Raw genomic sequence first — 21,344 nt, 5'->3', positions numbered from 1 at the left:
GATGAGGCAATGGCGGTTACGGCTGGGCACGGTAACGTGTGCGGCCATGCTGAGTGCGGTCAGTATGCCGCTGGCAGCAGGAAGTAAGACGGTCAACATGACGCTGACGATAGTCGTTAATGCCGCGCCGCCCTGTACTGTGACCGGCGGTGAGGTGGAATTTGGCAATGTGTTGACGACGAAAGTGGACGGGGTGAATTACCGGCAGGCGGTGGGCTATCGCCTGAGCTGTAACGGCAGAGTGAGCGATTACCTGAAGTTACAGATTCAGGGGAATGCGGTGACTATCAATGGCGAGTCGGTATTGCAAACCGATGTCGATGGATTGGGTATCCGTCTGCAAACCGCCATGGATGGCGCGCTGATTTCACCCGGCAATACGCAATGGTTGTCATTTCAATACAGCGGCGGCAGCGGTCCGGCCATTGAGGCAATTCCCGTCAAAAATAATGGCGTAACGTTAACAGGTGGCGCGTTTAACGCAGGCGCCACGCTGGTGGTGGATTACCAATGAAAAAAATAGTTTTGACGATGTTAATGGGGGGCAGCCTTGCCGCACAGGCAGCCGATAATCTTAAGTTCCACGGCACATTAATTTCACCGCCGAATTGTACGATTAACAATGATCAGACGATCGACGTTGAGTTCGGTAACCTGCTGATTAATAAAATAGATGGTACGCGTTATGCGCAGAATGTTCCGTATGAGATCACCTGTGATTCAACGGTGCGCGATGAGACGATGGCGATGACCCTGACGCTAAGCGGTTCCGTGAGTGATTTTAATCCGGCGGCGGTAAACACCAGCGTGGCGGGGCTGGGGATTGAACTCAGGCAGAACGACCAACCCTTTACGTTGGGGTCCACCATTACGGTGAATGAGCAATCGATACCTGTTCTGAAAGCCATACCGGTTAAAAAGAGCGGTGCTTCGCTGAAAGAAGGCGGCTTCGATGCGACGGCAACATTACAGGTGGATTATCAGTAATGGCTAAAAGACAGGCGTTATTACACGGCGCGGCCTGCATCCTCTGTGGGGCGCTGATATTGCCGGTCTCAGCGGCAGATAACCTGCATTTTTCCGGTAGCCTGGTGGCCAGTCCTTGCACGCTCACGATGCAGGGGACGGGGATTGCCGAAGTCAATTTTTCGTCGCTTGACAGTTCTGATTTCACTCCCGACGGCCAGTCTGCTCGTAAGCCTTTAGTGTTTGAGCTCACGGATTGCGATTCGGCGCTGAGTAACGGGGTGCAGGTGACTTTCACTGGAACCGAAGCGACCGGAATGCGCGGTATCCTGGCCATCGATAGCCACTCAGGCGCTTCCGGGATCGGGATTGGTATTGAAACGCTATCCGGCGTTCCCGTGGGCATGAACGATGAAGAGGGGGCGATATTCACGCTGGTGACGGGGAATAACGCGCTAAGCCTGAATGCCTGGGTACAACGCCTTCCTGGCGAAGATCTGGTTCCGGGAACGTTCTTCGCAAGCGCACTAGTTACATTTGAGTATTTATGATGAAAATAATACGGACTTTATTTTTGCTGCTGATTGCCGTTTATGGCAGTTCGGTAGTGGCTAAACCCATGCTGAAAGCGACGTTTTCAAGTACCACGCTCTATTACGGCATAGGTCCGAGTACCTTCGATCGCTCGATTCTGCTGAATGTGATGGTGGATACGCATGACGGAGTATACTATGGCACCTGGCAGCTAGGAGGGGTTTTTAAAAATCGTCCGGTACCCTTACAATCCTGGTCGGGGCCAGAGCCCGCGCCGACGGTTGTGTTACGCGATTTCGATAACAGCGTTGCGCGCTCCAGTTGCCAGAATATGCCAGCGAGTTGGCACGATTGTGGCTCTTTTACCGTGGATATTACGGTACAAAGCGATGACTATGGTTGCCCCTGGCTGGCAACGAGTCGTGTCACTGCTGCTGATGGTATCTCTGGCGAAACGTATTCCCCGCCGGATACGCGCAGCTCAGTTTGCCCGAAAGTTCCCGTTGATACTTTTGATATCTCCTGGGATGCGAACGTTTCGAAACAGAAAACAACCCTCATGCTTGATGCCACCGGTGGCACGGTGAATCGCACGTTACATACCTATTTGATGGAGGGCGGAAAACTTTGCGATGGCAGCAAATTTGACGACCGTGGCGCTTATTGCCGTTTTGTCTCATCGGGTATTACGCTCAATGTGCTGGGCTGCGACCAGTCGAGCGTCACGACCAGCGCCGTTGATCATCCGATAACCGATGTTGAGCTTCATGACATTAATGTAGCGGTGAACACCCGCAACATTGGCTCCGGGCAGTTCACGTCGACCTGTAGCTTTCAGTATATTATTGATGAGCTTTAGGTTGTCTGGTGCGGTTCAGGCTAACCTGCGATGAACCAAAAAAAAGCCGGGTGGCGGCTTCGCCTTACCCGGCCTACGTTGTTTCTGGACGTTCTCTTTTACAGCGTCGCAAACACCCGACGCGCGGCGTCAATAGTATTATTAATGTCGTCCATGCTGTGTGCGACCGACATAAAGCCCGCCTCAAACGCCGATGGCGCCAGATATACGCCTTCCTCCAGCATCAGGTGGAAGAAACGCTTAAAGCGTTCAACGTCGCACGCCATCACGTCCTGATAGCAGGTTACGCTCTCAGCGTCGGTGAAGAAAATCCCGAACATGCCGCCGACATGGTTAACCACCAGCGGAATATTCGCTTCTTCGGCAGCTTCCAGCAAACCTTCCGCCAGGCGGGTGGTGAGCTCATCCAGCGTTTCATGAATGCCGGGCTGGGCGACTTCATTCAGGCAGGCGAAACCGGCCGCCATCGCAATCGGGTTGCCGGAAAGGGTGCCCGCCTGGTAAACCGGGCCCGTCGGCGCCAGCGCATCCATTACATCGCGACGACCGCCAAACGCGCCTACCGGCATCCCGCCGCCGATGATTTTACCCAGACAAGTCAGGTCCGGCACGACGCCGTAGTAATCCTGGGCTCCGGCCAGCGCAACGCGAAAACCGGTCATCACTTCGTCGATAATCAGCAGCGCGCCGAACTCATCGCACAAGGCGCGCAGACCTGGCAGAAATTCCGGCAGCGGCGGGACGCAGTTCATATTGCCCGCCACGGGTTCGACGATGATACAGGCAATTTCCTGCGGATATTGTTCAAACGCCGCGCGTACTGACGCCAGATCGTTATAAGTGCAGGTCAGCGTATGTTTCGCGAAATCTGCCGGCACGCCCGGCGAGTTCGGCTGACCAAGCGTCAGCGCGCCAGAACCGGCTTTGACCAGCAGGCAGTCGGCATGGCCATGGTAGCAGCCTTCGAATTTGATAATCTTATCGCGGCCAGTAAAACCACGCGCCAGGCGAATCGCGCTCATCGTTGCTTCGGTGCCGGAATTCACCATGCGCACCATGTCCATGGTCGGCACCAGGTTGGTGACCAGTTCCGCCATTTTCACTTCCATTTCGGTTGGCGCGCCGAAGCTTAAACCGCGCTCCGCAGCTTCGATTACCGCATTGCGGATAACCGGATGGTTATGCCCCAGTACCATTGGCCCCCAGGAACCGACATAGTCGATATACGCTTTGCCATCGACATCATAAAGATACGCGCCGTCCGCTTTTTCGATAAACAGCGGGGTGCCGCCCACGCCAGTGAAGGCGCGAACAGGGGAGTTCACGCCGCCGGGGATCAGCTCGCGGGCCGCGCTATAGAGATTTTCAGACTTACTCATGGAAAGATTCCTGGTTCGTAGAAAAAGTGAATACCCGCTATTCTAAGTTATTCAGAGAAGGTTATGAAAGTTTTACGCATTTGAAACAATACGATTTGCAGGGGATTTTCGCGGCGTTGGCGAGTAGAATGCCGACTTTAGATTTGTATTACCAATTAATGATCTTCTGATGAAAACAGACACTTCCACCTTTTTAGCTCAGCAAATTGTGCGTTTACGGCGCAGAGATCAGATTCGCCGGTTAATGCAGCGGGATAAAACGCCGCTGGCCATTCTGTTCATGGCGGCCGTTGTCGGCACGCTTACCGGACTGGTTGGCGTCGCCTTTGAAAAGGCGGTTTCCTGGGTACAAAACATGCGCATTGGCGCGCTGGTTCAGGCCGCGGACCATGCGTTTTTGCTTTGGCCGCTGGCCTTTATCCTTTCGGCGTTACTGGCGATGGTCGGCTACTTTTTGGTGCGAAAATTTGCGCCGGAAGCCGGCGGCTCGGGTATCCCGGAAATTGAAGGCGCGCTGGAGGAGTTACGTCCGGTGCGCTGGTGGCGCGTGTTGCCGGTGAAGTTTATCGGCGGGATGGGAACGTTGGGCGCAGGAATGGTATTAGGGCGCGAAGGGCCAACGGTGCAAATCGGGGGCAACCTGGGGCGCATGGTGCTGGATGTTTTTCGTATGCGCAGCGCCGAAGCGCGGCATACGTTGCTGGCGACCGGCGCGGCGGCGGGGCTCTCTGCGGCGTTTAACGCGCCGCTGGCGGGTATCCTGTTTATTATTGAAGAGATGCGCCCGCAGTTTCGCTACAACCTGATTTCGATTAAAGCGGTGTTTACCGGCGTCATCATGTCGAGCATTGTGTTCCGCATATTTAACGGCGAAGCGCCGATTATTGAAGTCGGCAAACTGTCTGATGCGCCGGTTAACACACTGTGGTTATACCTTATCCTCGGCATTATTTTTGGCTGCGTCGGGCCAGTATTTAATTCGTTGGTGCTGCGTACCCAGGATATGTTTCAGCGCTTTCATGGCGGCGAAATTAAAAAATGGGTGCTTATGGGCGGCGCGATCGGCGGCCTGTGCGGTATTCTGGGGTTGATTGAGCCGGAAGCGGCAGGCGGCGGATTTAACCTTATTCCTATCGCCGCGGCAGGTAATTTTAGCGTCGGGCTACTGCTGTTCATCTTTATTGCCCGGGTTGTCACGACGCTGCTTTGCTTTTCTTCCGGCGCGCCGGGGGGCATTTTCGCCCCGATGCTGGCGCTGGGAACGCTGCTTGGTACGGCCTTCGGTATGGCGGCGGCAGTGCTTTTCCCGCAGTATCACCTGGAGGCCGGTACCTTTGCGATTGCCGGGATGGGGGCGCTGATGGCGGCGTCGGTGCGCGCCCCGCTGACGGGGATTGTGCTGGTGCTGGAGATGACCGATAACTACCAGCTCATTTTGCCAATGATTATCACCTGTCTTGGCGCGACACTATTAGCCCAGTTTTTGGGCGGGAAACCGTTATACTCAACCATCCTGGCGCGCACTCTGGCGAAGCAGGATGCGGAACAGGCGGCGAAAAACCAGAATGCGCCTGCGGGCGAGAATACTTGAACGAATTACCAGGGTATTAGATAATGACTGCCAATATTGGGTGAAAATTTATCCAATTACCGATGTCGTTTGGAGCAAAATATGAGTGATGACGTAGCGCTGCCGCTGCAGTTTACCGACGCAGCAGCGAATAAAGTAAAAAGTCTTATCGCTGACGAAGATAACCCGAATCTGAAATTGCGCGTGTATATCACCGGCGGTGGTTGCAGCGGCTTCCAGTATGGTTTTACCTTTGACGATCAGGTTAACGAAGGGGATATGACCATCGAAAAACAGGGCGTTGGCCTGGTGGTTGACCCGATGAGTTTGCAGTATCTGGTGGGTGGTTCGGTCGATTATACCGAAGGCCTGGAAGGTTCCCGCTTCATTGTAACCAACCCGAATGCGAAAAGTACCTGCGGGTGTGGCTCTTCCTTCAGCATTTGATTGCTGTTCGTTGTGCCGGATGGCGACGCGAGCGTCTTATCCGGCCTACAACATCTTTCCTGTAGGCCCGATAAGCGTAGCGCCATCGGGCAAAACAATATCAACGTCCGTTTTCATCCAGTGCAAACGTCGGCAATTTCAAATGCCAGCGAATGGCCGCCAGCCGAATGAACAGCGTGACGACCATACCCATCATGCTGGCGCTTTCCAGCGGTACTGAAAACGTATAAAACGCGGTAGCGTGAACAATCCCGCCGATAATACAGGCCGTGGCATAGATTTCGGTGCGTAGGATCATGGGGATCTCGCGTGCCAGAACATCGCGAATAATCCCGCCGCCGACGCCGGTAATCACGCCCATACAGACGGCCACTAATGGCCCCGTTTCAGCGAGGAAGGCTTTATTCACCCCAATGCCGACAAACACCGCCAGCCCGACCGCATCCAGTACCGGCAACATCCATTTCGGCAGACGTCTTGGCTGGCGAACCAGCAGGATGGTCAGCATACTGGTGACCATGGCGACGACCAGGTCGGTAGGATCTTTAACCCAGAATACCGGGCCGTTATCCAGCGCCATATCGCGGATTGTCCCGCCGCCGACGGCAGTAACGACGCCGAGCACCAGGACGCCGAACGGATCCATACGTAATTTCCCGGCCAGCAACACGCCAGAGATAGCAAATACAGCCGTGCCTACAATATCCAGCCAATAGACGAGCATTGTCGAATCCCCACTGGGAGCCTGGTAAGACAGGCTCTAATTCACCTGTGAAAGCGCATTACAGAGTTGTTTTGCGGCGAGGATAATACGCGGGCTTGCGCGTTCAAACCAGTCGCTGTTAAGCGGAATAACCGGAATTTTTAACAGGTTTCCCCAGTATTGTTCAATTTTGAGAATTTCGCCCGCTTTTCCGGCCACGATAATGGCCTGGGGATGCCTTGCCAGCACCTGTTCACGGCTGACTTGCGGCCACGGCACGCGGCTGTCAGCAAAGACGTTTTCTCCGCCGCAGGTCGTCAAAACCTGATGTTGAATAGACCCTTTACCACTGGTAAACAGAGGATTCATGCCAAACTGAAGAAAGACGCGCTTTTTAGCTTTACCGGCATACTCGGCGTTGAGCGCGGCGTACTCGTTTAGCAATGTCTGCGCTGCCTGCTGAGCCTTTTCCGGCTGCGGGCTCCAGGCGGCCAGTTGACGGAGCGTGTCGGCGATCTGTTCGATGGTTACCGCGTCCACCCACATGACCTTAATACCTAATGACGTCAGTTGGTTTACCTGGCGTTCCGCATTACCGCCGCGCCAGGCGACGACCAGATCCGGCTTCAGCGCCACAATGCGTTCCAGATTCATTCCCTGCCAGGTAGAGACCTGTTCTATTTTTTGCGCTTCGGGCGGGTAGTCGGAATAGCTGCTGACGCCAACGGGCGTAATCCCGGCGGCAAAAGCGAGCTCCGTATTGGCGGGAGAGAGGGTAATGACGCGCGGCGCAGCGTAAAGCCACACCGGGAGCGTAAGCAGCAGGGCGACCAGCGCCCTGAACATTTGCTTAGCCATGCGCCAGTTTCTGTACCAGCGTTTCGACCATCAGAGTCGACTGTTTCGCCGCCACCGCGAGGAATTCGTCAAAGCTGAGGTGCGATTGCTGATCGGCCACGTCAGAAATAGCGCGTACCACCACGAACGGCACGTTGAAGTTATAGCAGACGTGGGCGATAGCGGTGGCTTCCATCTCTACGGCGACTGCGTCGGGGAAGTTATGCCGGATTTTCGCCAGCCCGACGGAGCCGTTAATAAACGCGTCGCCGCTAACAATAAGGCCGCGTACCGCGTTCAGATTCAACTCCCTGATGCAGGATTCCGCGGCGGCGATCAGTTTGTCATCGGCCTTAAATCCGGCCGGACAGCCCGGTAATTGCCCGTATTCATAGCCGAAAGCGGTCACATCAGCGTCGTGGTAACGCGCTTCGTCAGAGACGACGATATCGCCGACCTTCAGCGTGGACGCCAGACCGCCTGCGGAACCGGTATTGATGATCACGTCCGGCTTGCAGTGCTCCAGAAGCAACGTTGCGCCCAGCGCCGCCGCGACTTTACCGATACCGGATTTCAGCAACGCCACTTCGGTACCGTTCAACTGGCCAGTGTAAATTTCGCAGCCGCCCAGCGTAATCGTCTGACGGTTGTCAATTTTGTCACGCAGCAGCGTAACTTCTTCTTCCATTGCGCCAATGATGCCGATTTTCATAGATTTACTCGCGATAAGTCAGTTTTGGGGGCATAGTTTATCATGCGCTTATGGGGAAGCGCATTTCTCAGGCGGGGAGAGGATATGGCATCGATCGATTTCCGAAATAAAATTAACTGGCATCGTCGTTATCGTTCACCGCAGGGCGTAAAGACGGAACATGAGATCCTGCGGATTTTTGAAAGCGATCGCGGGCGGATTATCAACTCTCCGGCTATACGCCGTTTGCAGCAAAAAACGCAGGTTTTCCCGCTGGAGCGCAATGCCGCGGTGCGTACTCGCCTGACGCATTCGATGGAGGTGCAGCAGGTAGGGCGTTATATCGCGAAAGAGATTTTAAGCCGCCTGAAAGAGCAAAACCGACTGGAGGAGTACGGTCTGGATGCGCTGACCGGTCCCTTTGAAAGTATTGTAGAAATGGCCTGCCTGATGCACGACATCGGTAATCCGCCGTTCGGTCATTTTGGCGAGGCGGCGATCAATGACTGGTTTCGTCAGCGGCTGCATCCGGAAGATGCGGAAAGTCAGCCGCTCACGCATGATCGTTGTGTGGTTTCCTCGCTACGGTTACAGGAAGGCGAAGAAAATCTGAACGATATTCGCCGCAAGGTACGTCAGGATATCTGCCATTTTGAAGGCAATGCACAGGGAATTCGTCTGGTGCATACGCTCATGCGGATGAATCTTACCTGGGCGCAGGTTGGCGGAATTTTAAAATATACCCGTCCGGCATGGTGGCGAGGGCCGGTGCCGGATTCCCATCGCTATTTAATGAAGAAACCGGGTTATTATCTTTCTGAAGAGAAGTATATTGCGAGGTTACGTAAAGAACTTCAGTTAGCGCCTTACAGTCGCTTTCCATTAACGTGGATTATGGAAGCCGCAGATGATATTTCTTATTGTGTCGCCGATCTTGAAGACGCGGTAGAGAAAAGAATCTTTAGCGTTGAGCAGCTTTATCACCATTTATATCACGCGTGGGGCCACCATGAGAAGGATTCGCTGTTTGAGCTGGTGGTAGGAAATGCGTGGGAAAAATCACGCGCCAATACATTAAGCCGCAGTACCGAAGATCAGTTTTTTATGTATTTACGGGTAAATACATTAAATAAACTGGTGCCCTATGCCGCTCAGCGTTTTATTGATAATTTGCCGCAGATTTTTGCCGGTACCTTCAATCAGGCGTTGCTGGAAGATGCCAGCGGTTTTAGCCGCCTGCTTGAACTCTATAAGAATGTGGCGGTTGAACATGTGTTTAGCCATCCGGATGTAGAACAGCTTGAACTACAGGGATACCGGGTGATCAGCGGGTTATTAGATATCTATCAGCCGCTATTAAGCCTGTCGCTTAACGACTTTCGCGAGCTGGTGGAAAAAGAACGGTTGAAACGCTTCCCCATAGAATCGCGCTTATTTCAGAAACTTTCTACGCGCCATCGTTTGGCCTACGTGGAAGTCGTCAGTAAATTACCCACGGATTCGGCGGAGTACCCGGTACTGGAATATTATTATCGCTGTCGGTTGATCCAGGATTATATCAGCGGGATGACTGACCTTTACGCATGGGATGAATATCGGCGTTTGATGGCGGTCGAACAGTAAATGGACTTTTGTAAAGATGGACAATAAATTTTTACTTTTTCCAGAAACTTTATTCCGGAACTTCGCGTTATAAAATGAATCTGACGTACACAGCAATTTTGCGTTACCTGTTAATCGAGATTGAAACACATGAAAAAAACCACATTAGCAATGAGTGCACTGGCTCTGAGTTTAGGTTTGGCATTGTCGCCTCTGTCTGCCACGGCGGCTGAAACGTCCTCTTCAGCAATGACTGCCCAGCAGATGCCAAGCCTGGCACCGATGCTCGAAAAAGTGATGCCATCGGTGGTCAGTATTAATGTAGAAGGTAGCACCACGGTGAATACGCCGCGTATGCCGCGTAATTTCCAGCAGTTCTTTGGCGATGACTCCCCGTTCTGCCAGGACGGTTCTCCGTTCCAGAATTCTCCGTTCTGCCAGGGCGGCGGTAGCGGCGGCAACGGCGGTCAACAACAGAAATTCATGGCGCTGGGCTCCGGCGTAATTATTGACGCCGCGAAGGGCTACGTCGTCACCAACAACCACGTGGTTGATAACGCCAGCGTGATTAAAGTACAGCTTAGCGATGGGCGTAAATTCGATGCTAAAGTGGTAGGCAAAGATCCGCGTTCTGATATCGCGCTGATTCAAATTCAGAATCCGAAGAACCTGACGGCGATTAAGCTGGCGGACTCCGACGCGCTGCGCGTGGGGGATTATACCGTCGCTATTGGTAACCCGTTTGGTCTGGGCGAAACGGTGACGTCAGGTATCGTTTCGGCGCTGGGGCGTAGCGGCCTGAACGTAGAAAATTACGAGAACTTTATTCAGACCGACGCCGCGATTAACCGCGGTAACTCCGGCGGCGCGCTGGTGAACCTGAACGGTGAGCTGATCGGTATTAACACCGCGATTCTGGCGCCGGACGGCGGCAACATCGGTATCGGCTTCGCTATCCCCAGTAACATGGTGAAAAACCTGACGTCGCAGATGGTGGAATACGGCCAGGTGAAACGCGGCGAACTGGGGATCATGGGGACTGAGCTGAATTCCGAATTGGCGAAAGCGATGAAAGTCGACGCCCAGCGAGGCGCGTTCGTCAGCCAGGTGATGCCGAATTCGTCCGCGGCGAAAGCGGGTATCAAAGCCGGGGATGTCATTACCTCGCTGAACGGTAAACCGATCAGCAGCTTTGCGGCGCTGCGCGCTCAGGTCGGCACTATGCCGGTCGGCAGCAAAATCAGCCTCGGTCTGCTGCGTGAAGGTAAAGCGATTACGGTGAATCTGGAACTGCAGCAGAGCAGCCAGAGTCAGGTTGATTCCAGCACCATCTTCAGCGGGATTGAAGGCGCTGAAATGAGCAATAAAGGCCAGGATAAAGGCGTTGTGGTAAGCAGCGTGAAAGCGAACTCACCCGCCGCGCAAATTGGCCTCAAAAAAGGCGATGTCATTATCGGCGCTAACCAGCAGCCGGTGAAAAATATCGCCGAGCTGCGTAAGATTCTCGACAGCAAACCGTCGGTTCTGGCGCTGAATATTCAGCGTGGTGATAGTTCTATTTATTTGCTGATGCAGTAATCACCTTTGTCCCCCTTCCGCCATGGAAGGGGGCAACACTTTTCTGTGAAACCCCCCACAACTCCATACTTATTTGCACCGTTTTGTGCATTTGCACAATGTCGAGACCTGTCATCTTCCTTATGCTTGTGCTCTGCTCACAGGAGGGATTTATGGCTGGCTGGCATCTTGATACCAAAATGGCGCAGGATATCGTGGCGCGCACTATGCGCATCATCGATACCAATATCAACGTAATGGATGCCCGCGGGCGTATTATCGGCAGCGGCGATCGGGAACGTATTGGTGAATTGCACGAAGGCGCGCTGTTAGTACTGTCGCAAGGCCGGGTTGTGGATATCGACGACGCCGTGGCGCGACACCTGCACGGGGTGCGTCAGGGGATTAATCTTCCCTTACGCCTTGAGGGCGAAATTGTCGGCGTGATCGGCCTCACCGGCGAACCAGAGCATCTGCGTAAATATGGTGAACTGGTGTGTATGACTGCCGAAATGATGCTGGAACAGTCGCGGTTAATGCACCTTTTGGCGCAGGATAGCCGCTTGCGTGAAGAGCTGGTAATGAACCTGATTCAGGCCGAAGAAAATACGCCGGCGCTGGTGGAATGGGCGCAGCGTTTGGGGATCGATTTGAACCAGCCGCGTGTGGCGGCGGTGGTGGAAGTCGACAGCGGCCAGCTTGGCGTCGATAGCGCAATGGCGGAACTTCAGCAGTTGCAGAATGCGCTTACCACGCCGGAGCGTAACAACCTGATAGCCATTGTTTCTCTCACCGAGATGGTGGTGCTCAAACCCGCCTTAAACTCGTTTGGTCGCTGGGATGCTGAAGATCATCGTAAGCGCGTAGAGCAGCTTATCTCGCGAATGAAAGAGAATGGTCAGCTACGTTTTCGCGTAGCGCTGGGCAATTACTTTACCGGGCCGGGCAGTATTGCACGCTCATACCGCACGGCGCGCACTACGATGATGGTCGGCAAACAGCGGATGCCAGAAAGCCGCAGCTATTTTTATCAGGATTTGATGCTGCCGGTTCTGTTAGATAGCCTGCGTGGCGGCTGGCAGGCCAATGAGCTGGCGCGCCCGCTGGTAAAACTCAAAGCGATGGATAACAACGGGTTATTACGTCGGACGCTGACGGCGTGGTTTCGCCATAATGTCCAGCCGCTGGCGACCTCTAAGGCGCTGTTTATTCATCGTAACACGCTGGAATATCGGCTAAATCGTATTTCAGAACTGACCGGGCTGGATTTGGGAAATTTTGACGATCGGCTGTTGCTGTATGTGGCGCTACAATTGGATGAACAGCGTTAAGCCCGGCGGCGCTACGCTTATCAGAGCAGGAAAATTGGGCGAAGTGGTAGGCCGGATTAGGCAAAGCCGCCATCCGACAACGTAATCTCACAGCGCCCGAAGACGCTGTGATGGGGTGGGGTTAATTCGTGGTCAGGCGCTGTAATCCCCGCGCCGTGACCTGCCAGATCACGTATTGCGGCTGCGGCCAGCTTTCGCCATTGAGCGGGGTGCGGATAACCGACTGGTCTGCGCCCTCGGCATGAAAGACCTCAATCGTATAATCCTCATCCAGCCCGCAGACGTCAGTATAGCCGCCAAGCTGCACCGAACCTTTTATCGACTGACGGTAAACCACCGTACCGCGCGTATTATAAATCGTCACTGCCGCATATTCCGTTGCGAAGTCGCTATGCGGCGCAATTGGGTATGCGGTAAAGATAAATTGTTGCGCACGGATGTCTATTTCCATACTGGCAAAACCATTTTCTTCCTTGCCAATAAGCTGCCAGCTGAATTTATCACCATATAATGCGGCAGCATCGGAGGTATTTTTCTCTTCCGTTTGTTCCGGTGAGTCGACCTCCAGCCCATCGCTCACCACGCGCCAGCGGTTGTGTTTTTTCAGCGTGACGTTTTGCCCGGTCGTTTCATTGATGGCGCTGCAACGGTAAGGTTCGTCATGGAAGAGCTCAATGTACATTCCCGCTTGCAAAACAACCGTATCGCTATCGGCTGAATAGTGGGTGATGCCATCATAATGACGGCTATAGATAACCTCGCCGGACTCCTCCTTTACCGTGAGCGTGCTGTATGTCGCGGTATAGTAGGGATGAGGCTGCCCGGCCAGTGTTTCTATTGTCATGCGCTGTTGCCGATTATCGTAAGCAAGCTGGCAAAACGTTCTGTCGCCTTGTCCGCGTAACTGCAACGTCACGCCTTTACCGATGCCTTCGCCCGGCTCGCTGTTATCCGTCGGCAGCACATCAACGCTGTCGCGCATTAACGCGCTACGGGTCGGCTCTTCAATATGGGAGAGCATCAGCCAGAGATCGTTTTTGCAAGCGGCATAAGGTTGCGCCATTAATAAAGGGCAGGCGCGGATAGCATCTGCGCGATGGGTAAACATAGCCTGGAGATCTGCGGCAGGATCGTTGTTGAGCGAAAAATGATAAAGCCCTTCGCTGTCAAGACGCAGTAACTGATATTTCGTCGACGAGACCAATGTCAGATAGCCCGGCGAGGCTTTCAGGCGGCCAGGCTCGGCATGATAAAGATAAAGGTGGTAGTGGTCGCTAAACGGCACCACAATTTTTCCGGTGGCGCACTTTGTTCCGTTCATCTTACGTTCAAAAACCTTTTCGCCGCTGGCGGTTAACACCGTTATGCTGGCGTATAACGTATTCGCGAAGTAGCTGTGCGGCGTGGCGTTCGTGATATCCAGAACTAATTGTCTGGCCTCATGATCCACGGCTAAACGGGCGAAGGGCATGTCACCGTAGCCGAGGAAAATCAACTGCTCGTTATGCGCGGCGCTGTCCTGCAAGGCGGTGAAATTAACGGTAAGTGCGTTTTCCCCTTCGCGGATAACCACATAGTCCGTGTCCGGGCGGTATTTCTGCGATCGCCCTTTGGGCAGGGTGAGATGGTAAATGCCAATGGGCAGGTGAGTTAACGTGAGCGTACTGTCGTTGACGGGCAATGTATACGTGCTGCCGACGTTGTCGTGTAGCGTTAAGGCGCGTCCATAAAGTTGCTCCGGCTGATCGATATTCAGCGTTAGCGTGAGCGTTCCCATTTTGTTCAGCGCCGCCAGCTCGGCGTTTTCAACCAGCCAGACAAAGGAGTCCAGCCCTAACTGTTGACGCGCGCTTTCCCATTCGCGCTCCGGCAGCAGATCGTAAAGCGGCCAGACGGGTTTTACCGCCTGTGCGGCGATCTGCTCGCGGGTGAACGCATCGATCGGTAAGCCGCACAGCTGAATAAACGGCGCGACGTCATAACCTGAGGCTGTGGCGATGGCGTCCGCCAGCAGATCGGTCAGGCGATGCTCGCAGGGCAAAAAGTTTTCGTCAGCACCCAGCTCGCGGTAGTTCTGGTTAAACACCCGAAAGGCTTCTGTTCCGCCTTTAAATAACATCAGCATCAGAAATTGCAGGCGGGGGCGGACGCCCCAGGCGCTAACCGGCGTGCGATTCCGCAGATAGGTAATGAATTGCAATTCCTGCTCAGACTGCCGTCCGTAATTGTAGAGCCAGCCGTCGGTATAAAGATGGTTCCCCTGGTTCAGGTTAAGCTGCTGGAAAAACGCGGCGTAAATGTTGTTCCACACCTCACCGACTGGCAGGTCGACGTCATTCATAAAGACGCCCTGATAGCCGTGACCGATTTCATGCAGAATCGTCCACTGCGTGGCGACATTATCGATCCACCCCTGGCTTAATGTTGCAGCCGTTTGCGCGCACCACCAGGGGAGATAATAAGCCGCGCCGACGCCGTGTTTATCCGCTTTAATAAAATAGCGGTTAGCGACATTTTGATTAAGCTGCGAAGCAGGGCTATCGCTGAGACCAGTCCAGTCATTATAGGCGTCGATCACTCGCGTATAGTACGCATCCAGCGCGGTGATACCGGCGTTGATGACATTAGCGCGATCCGCCCAGGGCAGCAGAAAACGCACGCGGTCCAGTTCCAGCAGGGCAAAAGGCGACGCCTGTTCTTCCCAGGTCTGGAAAAAAGTGTCTTCGGATTGCCCCTTACGCCAGTGTGGCAAATTTTTATTGCTGGTTGGCTGTCGGTAGATCACCGAAAACTCGCCGCCCTGCGCAAAAAAGAGGGTATCAATAAAGGGAACGGAATCGACCGTTGTGCTGATCGTTTGCCAGTTGCCGTTCAGCGTAAGCGATTTCTCACATGCTGAGTCATTGCACAGCAGACGGAGTCTGGCGTTACCGGCGTTGTTATTTGGCTGGCGGATTTGCAGCTGCGTATTCGCTGGCAGAATAAATCCCAGCGCCTGGCGGTCGTGCTCGCGCCCCTTTTCAAATTTGATGTTATCCAGTCCGGGGGCCGCAGGCAGCGAATAACATGTTAGCGTGATTTCCTGAGTCATATAACCTCCATAAATAGGGAGGATGAACATAGCTTTTTATTTTTATTAATAAATACAGCAGGATAACGAAATGATATGTATTGAGCCGCTGTGAGGCATAGTGATGAAAAATAGCGGTAGCCGTGAGGCGGATGAGAGGGAGCAGCAGAGTGATAGGGGCTCGAAATGAAGCCCCGGCAGCTTTTTTATTTGCGGGTAAGCTTGTCCAGATCGGCTTCGATTTCACTGATCTTATTCGCGACGACGCTTTCCAGATGGCGCAAGTCGTCGAGGATCTTACGTTTGAGATCGAGTTCTGAGCGGTCGCGCTGGCAGATTTGGTCCAGCTCGTCAATCACATAGCGTAGGTTAGGGCTAATCTCCTGTACTTCTTTATAACCCTGACCGATGCCATCGGCCACCACCGTTTTACGTTGGCGTGGATACTTAAACTTCACGCTTTTAGCAAAGAATTCACCTCTATCCTTTTGAAAATAGATTTTCAGGATATCGTTATTGGCTTCTTGCCGCAGGCTGTAACGATCGATTTCCTCAGGATTGGTAATGCCCAGACTTTTTAGATTGTCATACATAGCGGTATCCTTCATCACACTATAACTTTTGAATAATTAACGAAAAATTGGTTTTTCGCCACCAGTGTATACAAAAAAAGCGCGGTTGATCGCAGAAGACGTCTCGGCAACGTAATGAGCAAAAGGGCGGCGGTTATTGATAGCTTAAGTAATTCAACGTGATATTCCGTTTATAGAGAAAGCGTTTGAAGTCAGTGTGGGAAATTGACCGGAGGCAGTGGTCGATAACCTTGAGAGGCGGAGTCTATGTCCGGAACGTATAATGCTACTATTCGCCGGGTGGTGGTTTCCGCTTGGATAGGAAACTCCATTGAATATTATGATTTTCTATTATACGGCCTGGCAAGCGCGCTGGTATTTGGCCCGCTTTTTTTCCCTGGCGCCAGCCCATTGACTGCAACGTTATCTTCTTTTGCCAGTTTTGGCGTGGGATTTATCTCCCGGCCGCTGGGCGCGCTATTTTTTGGCAACAGAGGAGATACGCTTGGGCGTAAAAACACGTTATTAATCACGTTAGGGGGGATGGGCGCGGTCACGTTTCTCATCGGTTGCCTGCCTTCTTACGCCAGTATTGGCGCGCTGGCGCCTGCTTTACTGGTTATTCTGCGTTTTCTACAGGGATTTATGGTTGGAGGCGAATGGGGAGGCGCCATGTTGATGGTCGTGGAATATGCTGCTGGAAAGCACCGGGGGCGGTTAAGCGCGCTATCGCAAACAGGAGGACTCACGGGACAATTATTGGCGACAGGCGTATTTATAGTCGTGACCCAATTACCGCAGGAGGCGTTGTTATTGTGGGGATGGCGTATTCCTTTTCTGCTCAGTGCGCTTTTGGTGCTGCCTGGATTATATATGCGTCATCGTCTGGATGAGACGCCTGTCTTCCGTGCGTTTAAAAAGCAGCAGGCCATTAATCATAGGCAGCAAAGAGAAGAAAGGCCGGTGGTCAAAGTAGTACGAGAACAATGGCGTAGCATTTTGCTGATTATAATTCTGCGTTTTGCGGAAAGCGTTCCCTTTTTTCTTGCTACCGTCTTCGCGGTTTCCTGGGCGACAACGCAGCTTGGGATTGCCAGCCTGACTATTCTGTACATTGTAATGTTCACCTGTCTACTGGCGTATCCCATGCACGTGCTATTTGGCATCATGTCGGATCGGCGTGGCTGCCGTCAGGTGTATATTTTCGGCGCGCTTTTTGTCGCGGCAATGGCTTTTCCCTTTTTCTGGCTGCTGGAAAGCCGTTCGCTCATACTGATGACAATGGGCTACGTTCTGCTTATTAACATTGGTCATAATTCACTGAATGCCGTGCAACCTTCTTTTTTCGCCGGACTGTTTCATCCGCCTGTACGCTACAGCGGTTCATCAATTGGCGCTCAGTTGGGGGCGGTTGTGGCAGGGGGATTCACGCCGTTTATCGCTAAAGCGTTAAGCGCAGTCTATGATAACAGTTGGACGTTGGTTGCCGGTTATGTCGTTTTGACTGCGCTGGCTTCGGCGTTTGCGGCAAAGATTGCGCCGGAAACCGTGTTACCGCATTCGCCGTAATGCAAAGGGGGGCTGTCGCCCCCGCTTTTCACTCGCTTAATCAATAGTGCGCAATAATTCGTTAATGCCCACTTTACCACGCGTTTTGGCGTCGACTTTTTTCACGATCACCGCGCAGTACAGACTGTACTTGCCGTCTTTTGACGGCAGGTTGCCGGAAACGACCACGGAGCCCGCCGGTACGCGGCCATAGTGAACTTCACCGGTTTCGCGATCGTAGATTTTGGTGCTCTGGCCGAGGTATACGCCCATGGAAATGACGGAACCTTCTTCGACAATGACGCCCTCCACGACTTCAGAACGCGCGCCAATAAAGCAGTTGTCTTCAATGATGGTCGGGTTAGCCTGCAGCGGCTCCAGTACGCCGCCGATACCCACGCCGCCGGAAAGGTGAACATTTTTACCAATCTGCGCGCAGGAACCCACCGTCGCCCAGGTGTCAACCATGGTGCCTTCGTCAACGTAGGCGCCGATGTTAACGTAAGACGGCATCAACACGGTGTTGCGGGCGATAAATGCGCCCTGACGAACGGCCGCAGGCGGAACGACGCGGAAGCCTTCTTTCTGAAAACGCGCTTCGTCGTAATCAGCGAATTTCATCGGGACTTTATCGAAGTAGCGGCTTTCCGCACCGTCGATAACCTGGTTATCGTTAATACGGAAAGAGAGCAGAACCGCTTTCTTCAGCCACTGGTGAGTGACCCACTGACCGTCGATTTTTTCTGCGACACGCAGCGCGCCGGAATCAAGTAGAGAAATGACCTGGTTTACCGCCTCTCGGGTCACGGTATCTACATTAGCCGGCGTAATATCGGCGCGGCGCTCAAAAGCGGTCTCAATAACGTTCTGTAACTGCTGCATTGTTAAACTCTTTCATATAAATAAACACACTACCCTTTATCGTTTGGATTGAGGGCCGCTGTCAACCGTTGTTGCACCTCAAGTTGCAGCACATTATTAAGTGCGCGCCGATCCGCTGTGGCGATTATGAATAAATCTTCTACTCGTTCACCAATGGTTGTAATTCGGGCGCCATGAAGCGAAATTCCCAGATCGGCAAAAATTTGTCCGACCCTGGCCAGCAGACCAGGTTGATCGAGCGCGATCAATTCCATGAATGATTTTCTGTCGGTATGGGTGGGCAGAAAATTGACTTCCGTTTCGACCGTAAAGTGCCGTAACTTTGCCGGTTGCCGACGCGGCTGCGGCGGCTGCCAGCTACGCTGCGTAATGGTTTGTTCAAGACCGGTGCGAATAACGTCATGGCGATCCGCCGCCAGCGGGCTGCCGTCTGGTTCCAGAACGATAAACGTATCCATTGCCATGCCGTCGCGAGTGGTAAAGATCTGCGCGTCATGGACGCTTAAATTACGCCTGTCCAGCTCGGCGCAGACGGCGGCAAACAGATAGGGTCTGTCCGGACTCCAGATAAAAATTTCGGTTCCGCCGCGCGTGGCCTGCGGACTGAGCAACACTAACGGTTGGCTCAGATCGTGCTGCAATAAATGGCGTGCGTGCCAGGCGAGCTGATTTGGACTATGACGAACAAAATAGTTAGCGCGACAGCGAGTCCAGATTTTATGCAGCGCGGCTTCATCAATATTGTCCATTCGCAGCAGCGCCAGCGCCTGAAGCTGATGGTGACGCACGCGCTCACGCATATCCGGCGTATTTTGCATTCCACGCCTGAGCTGTTTTTCAGTGGCGAAGTACAGCTCGCGCAACAGGCTCTGTTTCCAGCTATTCCACAAGGTTTCGTTGGTCGCGCAGATGTCCGCGACGGTCAGGCAGACCAGAAAACGCAGCCGTGTTTCGGTTTGCACCTCTTCGGCGAACTGCTTGATGACTTCCGGATCCTGGATGTCGCGGCGCTGGGCGGTGACTGACATCAGCAGGTGTTGGCGCACCAGCCAGGCGACCAGTTGCGTTTCGCGTGAGTTCAAACCGTGCAGTTCGGCGAAGGTGAGTACATCCTGCGCGCCCAGTACCGAATGGTCGCCGCCGCGTCCTTTCGCAATATCGTGGAACAGCGCGGCGATCAGGATCAGTTCCGGATGGGGAAGCCGCGGCCAGAGATCGACGCATAGCGGATGGCGCTGGCGCGTCTCTTCTTTCGCAAAGCTCTCCAGTTTGAGCATTACGCGGATGGTGTGTTCATCCACCGTGTATGCGTGGAACAGGTCAAACTGCATTTGTCCGACGATGTGCGACCACTGCGGCATATAAGCCCACAGTACGCTGTGGCGATGCATGGGCAGCAGGCCGCGGCTGACCGCGCCGGGATGGCGTAGCATACTCAGAAACAGAGTGCGCGCCTCCGGGATGTAACACAGCGGTTGGCTCAGGTGGCGGCGGGCGTGGCGCAAATGGCGTAACGTCGTAGAGTAGATGCCGGTGATCGCGCTATTGCGCACCATCATATAAAACATCCGCAGGATCGCTTGCGGTTCGCGGATAAACAGCGTGTCGTCACGCAGATCAATGAGCGTGCCGCGCAGTTGAAACTCATCGTCAACAGGACGTGGTTTTTCATCCGCAGGTAGCGCCAGAATCGCCTCGTCAAATAGCTGAAGCAGCATCTGATTAAGTTCGCTCACCCGACGCGTAACCCGGAAGTAGTCTTTCATCATCCGCTCAACCGGATCATTGCCCTCGCCGCTGTAGTTAAGGCGTTGAGCGACGCTTAACTGGCGGTCGAACAGCAGGCGGTTATCGTAGCGGCTGACCACCAGATGTAGCGCAAAGCGAATGCGCCACAGGATATGCAGGCATTCGTTGAGCTCCGCGCGCTCAGCCGGGGTTAAAAAGCCGAATCCCACCATCTCATCGAGCGAGGTAGCGCCGAAGTGACGTCGGGCGACCCACTGTAACGTATGGATATCGCGCAGGCCGCCGGGGCTGCTTTTAATATCCGGCTCCAGATTATAGCTGGTGCCGTGATAGCGCTGGTGGCGCTGGTTCTGCTCTTCTACTTTGGCGGCGTAAAATTTGTCGGACGGCCAAAAACCTTCGCTGAAAATATGTTTTTGCAGTGCCAGAAACAGAGCGACATCACCGATCAGCAGGCGCGTTTCGATGAGGTTTGTCGCAACGGTTAAATCAGACAGACCTTCCAGCAGACACTCTTCCAGCGTACGTACGCTATGCCCGACATCCAGCTTGACGTCCCATAATAAAGTCAGCAGCTCGCCGACCTTTTGCGCCTGTTCATCGGGCAGCTTTTTGCGGCTTAAAATGAGCAGATCAATATCGGAAAGCGGATGCAGTTCGCCGCGTCCATAGCCGCCGACGGCGACCAGCGCCAGATCGGCAATCTGACCGAAACCGGCCTCAATCCACAGGCGTTGCAATAACTGGTCGATAAATTCGGTTCGGGCTTCAATAAGCTGTTCAGCACAAATGCCGCTGTCAAATGCCTCTCCCAGCCAGTGTTGAAAGATGTCGATGCGGGCTTTGATACCGGCGACGGTCAGTTCAGCGCGCGGCCAGACGCCAGGGTTTTGCGGCTGGTCAGGGAGGGTGGGGAGTGCGGTATTCGCGTGCTGTTCAGGAAGAGTATTCATATGCGCCACCCATTAAAAAGCCGGATGGTGGCGTGAACGCCTTATCCGGCCTACGTATTTACTCTTCATCCTTCACGTTGCTTCTACGTTGGCT

Annotated in this window: 18 protein-coding genes; 10 read left to right on the top strand and 8 right to left on the bottom strand. The window is 53.6% G+C overall.

Annotated elements, in window-relative coordinates:
* Position 1 precedes the first annotated feature (1 nt).
* From NA986_RS20100 to stfH, 4 genes are read left to right on the top strand one after another with little or no spacing between them, the layout of a single operon-like run.
* Positions 2-514 carry a fimbrial protein gene (locus tag NA986_RS20100; RefSeq protein WP_001250312.1) on the top strand — a complete coding sequence of 171 codons (513 nt, stop codon included), beginning with the start codon at positions 2-4 and terminating at the stop codon, positions 512-514.
* Positions 511-987 (top strand): fimbrial minor subunit StfF, encoded by a 477-nt coding sequence (stfF, locus tag NA986_RS20095; protein ID WP_000725074.1) that lies wholly within the window; start codon positions 511-513, stop codon positions 985-987. Before NA986_RS20100 ends, stfF begins: the two co-directional genes overlap by 4 nt.
* On the top strand, positions 987-1,517 hold the full coding sequence (locus NA986_RS20090) for a fimbrial protein (protein ID WP_001129321.1): 531 nt from the start codon (positions 987-989) through the stop codon (positions 1,515-1,517). The genes stfF and NA986_RS20090 overlap by 1 nt, the downstream gene beginning before the upstream one ends.
* A complete protein-coding gene (stfH, locus tag NA986_RS20085; RefSeq protein ID WP_001747688.1) occupies positions 1,517-2,359 on the top strand; it encodes a fimbrial adhesin StfH in 843 nt (280 codons plus the stop codon). Before NA986_RS20090 ends, stfH begins: the two co-directional genes overlap by 1 nt.
* Positions 2,360-2,457: 98 nt before the next feature.
* On the opposite strand, the gene hemL is transcribed toward stfH, so the two are convergent.
* Entirely contained in the window at positions 2,458-3,738 is a 1,281-nt protein-coding gene (gene hemL, locus NA986_RS20080) for a glutamate-1-semialdehyde 2,1-aminomutase (RefSeq protein WP_023215874.1), read from the bottom strand.
* Between the two features lie 169 nt (positions 3,739-3,907).
* On the opposite strand from hemL, the gene clcA reads away from it, so the two are divergent.
* Positions 3,908-5,329: a H(+)/Cl(-) exchange transporter ClcA gene (gene clcA, locus NA986_RS20075; protein ID WP_023215875.1), complete on the top strand. Its 1,422-nt coding sequence runs from the start codon at positions 3,908-3,910 to the stop codon at positions 5,327-5,329.
* A gap of 81 nt (positions 5,330-5,410) precedes the next feature.
* Complete coding sequence (gene erpA / locus NA986_RS20070; protein ID WP_001278668.1) at positions 5,411-5,755, top strand: iron-sulfur cluster insertion protein ErpA; 345 nt, start codon at positions 5,411-5,413, stop codon at positions 5,753-5,755.
* Positions 5,756-5,855: 100 nt separating this feature from the next.
* Here the strand turns inward: erpA and NA986_RS20065 are convergent, their stop codons facing one another.
* The 3 genes from NA986_RS20065 to mtnN are packed head-to-tail and all read right to left on the bottom strand — an operon-like array spanning position 5,856 to position 8,007.
* A complete protein-coding gene (locus NA986_RS20065; RefSeq protein ID WP_000964234.1) occupies positions 5,856-6,479 on the bottom strand; it encodes a TRIC cation channel family protein in 624 nt (207 codons plus the stop codon).
* A 36-nt stretch (positions 6,480-6,515) separates the two neighbouring features.
* A complete protein-coding gene (gene btuF / locus NA986_RS20060) occupies positions 6,516-7,316 on the bottom strand; it encodes a vitamin B12 ABC transporter substrate-binding protein BtuF (RefSeq protein ID WP_001118843.1) in 801 nt (266 codons plus the stop codon).
* The gene (gene mtnN, locus NA986_RS20055; protein ID WP_000689822.1) at positions 7,309-8,007 is read right to left on the bottom strand and encodes a 5'-methylthioadenosine/S-adenosylhomocysteine nucleosidase; all 699 of its coding nucleotides are present in this window, start codon (positions 8,005-8,007) and stop codon (positions 7,309-7,311) included. The genes btuF and mtnN overlap by 8 nt, the downstream gene beginning before the upstream one ends.
* 84 nt (positions 8,008-8,091) lie before the next feature.
* Here mtnN and dgt point away from each other — a divergent pair, with 84 nt between their 5' ends.
* The 3 genes from dgt to cdaR all read left to right on the top strand — a co-directional run bounded on the left by dgt (position 8,092) and on the right by cdaR (position 12,476).
* The gene (gene dgt, locus NA986_RS20050; protein WP_000146450.1) at positions 8,092-9,609 is read left to right on the top strand and encodes a dGTPase; all 1,518 of its coding nucleotides are present in this window, start codon (positions 8,092-8,094) and stop codon (positions 9,607-9,609) included.
* A gap of 129 nt (positions 9,610-9,738) precedes the next feature.
* Complete coding sequence (gene degP, locus NA986_RS20045; RefSeq protein WP_000753961.1) at positions 9,739-11,166, top strand: serine endoprotease DegP; 1,428 nt, start codon at positions 9,739-9,741, stop codon at positions 11,164-11,166.
* A 152-nt stretch (positions 11,167-11,318) separates the two neighbouring features.
* Complete coding sequence (cdaR, locus tag NA986_RS20040; protein WP_000929420.1) at positions 11,319-12,476, top strand: DNA-binding transcriptional regulator CdaR; 1,158 nt, start codon at positions 11,319-11,321, stop codon at positions 12,474-12,476.
* A gap of 121 nt (positions 12,477-12,597) precedes the next feature.
* On the opposite strand, the gene NA986_RS20035 is transcribed toward cdaR, so the two are convergent.
* Positions 12,598-15,567 carry a putative mucin/carbohydrate-binding domain-containing protein gene (locus NA986_RS20035; protein WP_023215876.1) on the bottom strand — a complete coding sequence of 990 codons (2,970 nt, stop codon included), beginning with the start codon at positions 15,565-15,567 and terminating at the stop codon, positions 12,598-12,600.
* A gap of 185 nt (positions 15,568-15,752) precedes the next feature.
* Positions 15,753-16,139 carry a DUF3461 family protein gene (locus tag NA986_RS20030; protein ID WP_000272193.1) on the bottom strand — a complete coding sequence of 129 codons (387 nt, stop codon included), beginning with the start codon at positions 16,137-16,139 and terminating at the stop codon, positions 15,753-15,755.
* 246 nt (positions 16,140-16,385) lie between these two features.
* Between NA986_RS20030 and NA986_RS20025 the strand changes: the two genes are divergently transcribed.
* Positions 16,386-17,687, top strand: coding sequence for an MFS transporter (locus NA986_RS20025; RefSeq protein WP_023215877.1), 1,302 nt, complete (start codon positions 16,386-16,388; stop codon positions 17,685-17,687).
* Between the two features lie 36 nt (positions 17,688-17,723).
* On the opposite strand, the gene dapD is transcribed toward NA986_RS20025, so the two are convergent.
* Positions 17,724-18,548 (bottom strand): 2,3,4,5-tetrahydropyridine-2,6-dicarboxylate N-succinyltransferase, encoded by an 825-nt coding sequence (dapD, locus tag NA986_RS20020; protein ID WP_001186673.1) that lies wholly within the window; start codon positions 18,546-18,548, stop codon positions 17,724-17,726.
* Between the two features lie 29 nt (positions 18,549-18,577).
* Positions 18,578-21,250 (bottom strand): bifunctional uridylyltransferase/uridylyl-removing protein GlnD, encoded by a 2,673-nt coding sequence (gene glnD, locus NA986_RS20015; protein WP_001094523.1) that lies wholly within the window; start codon positions 21,248-21,250, stop codon positions 18,578-18,580.
* Positions 21,251-21,344: the final 94 nt, after the last annotated feature.

It is taken from the genome of Salmonella sp. NW177, from assembly GCF_051811585.1.
Classification (GTDB): Bacteria; Pseudomonadota; Gammaproteobacteria; order Enterobacterales; family Enterobacteriaceae; genus Salmonella; species Salmonella enterica.
This window is presented reverse-complemented; position numbering and strand designations above follow the sequence as displayed.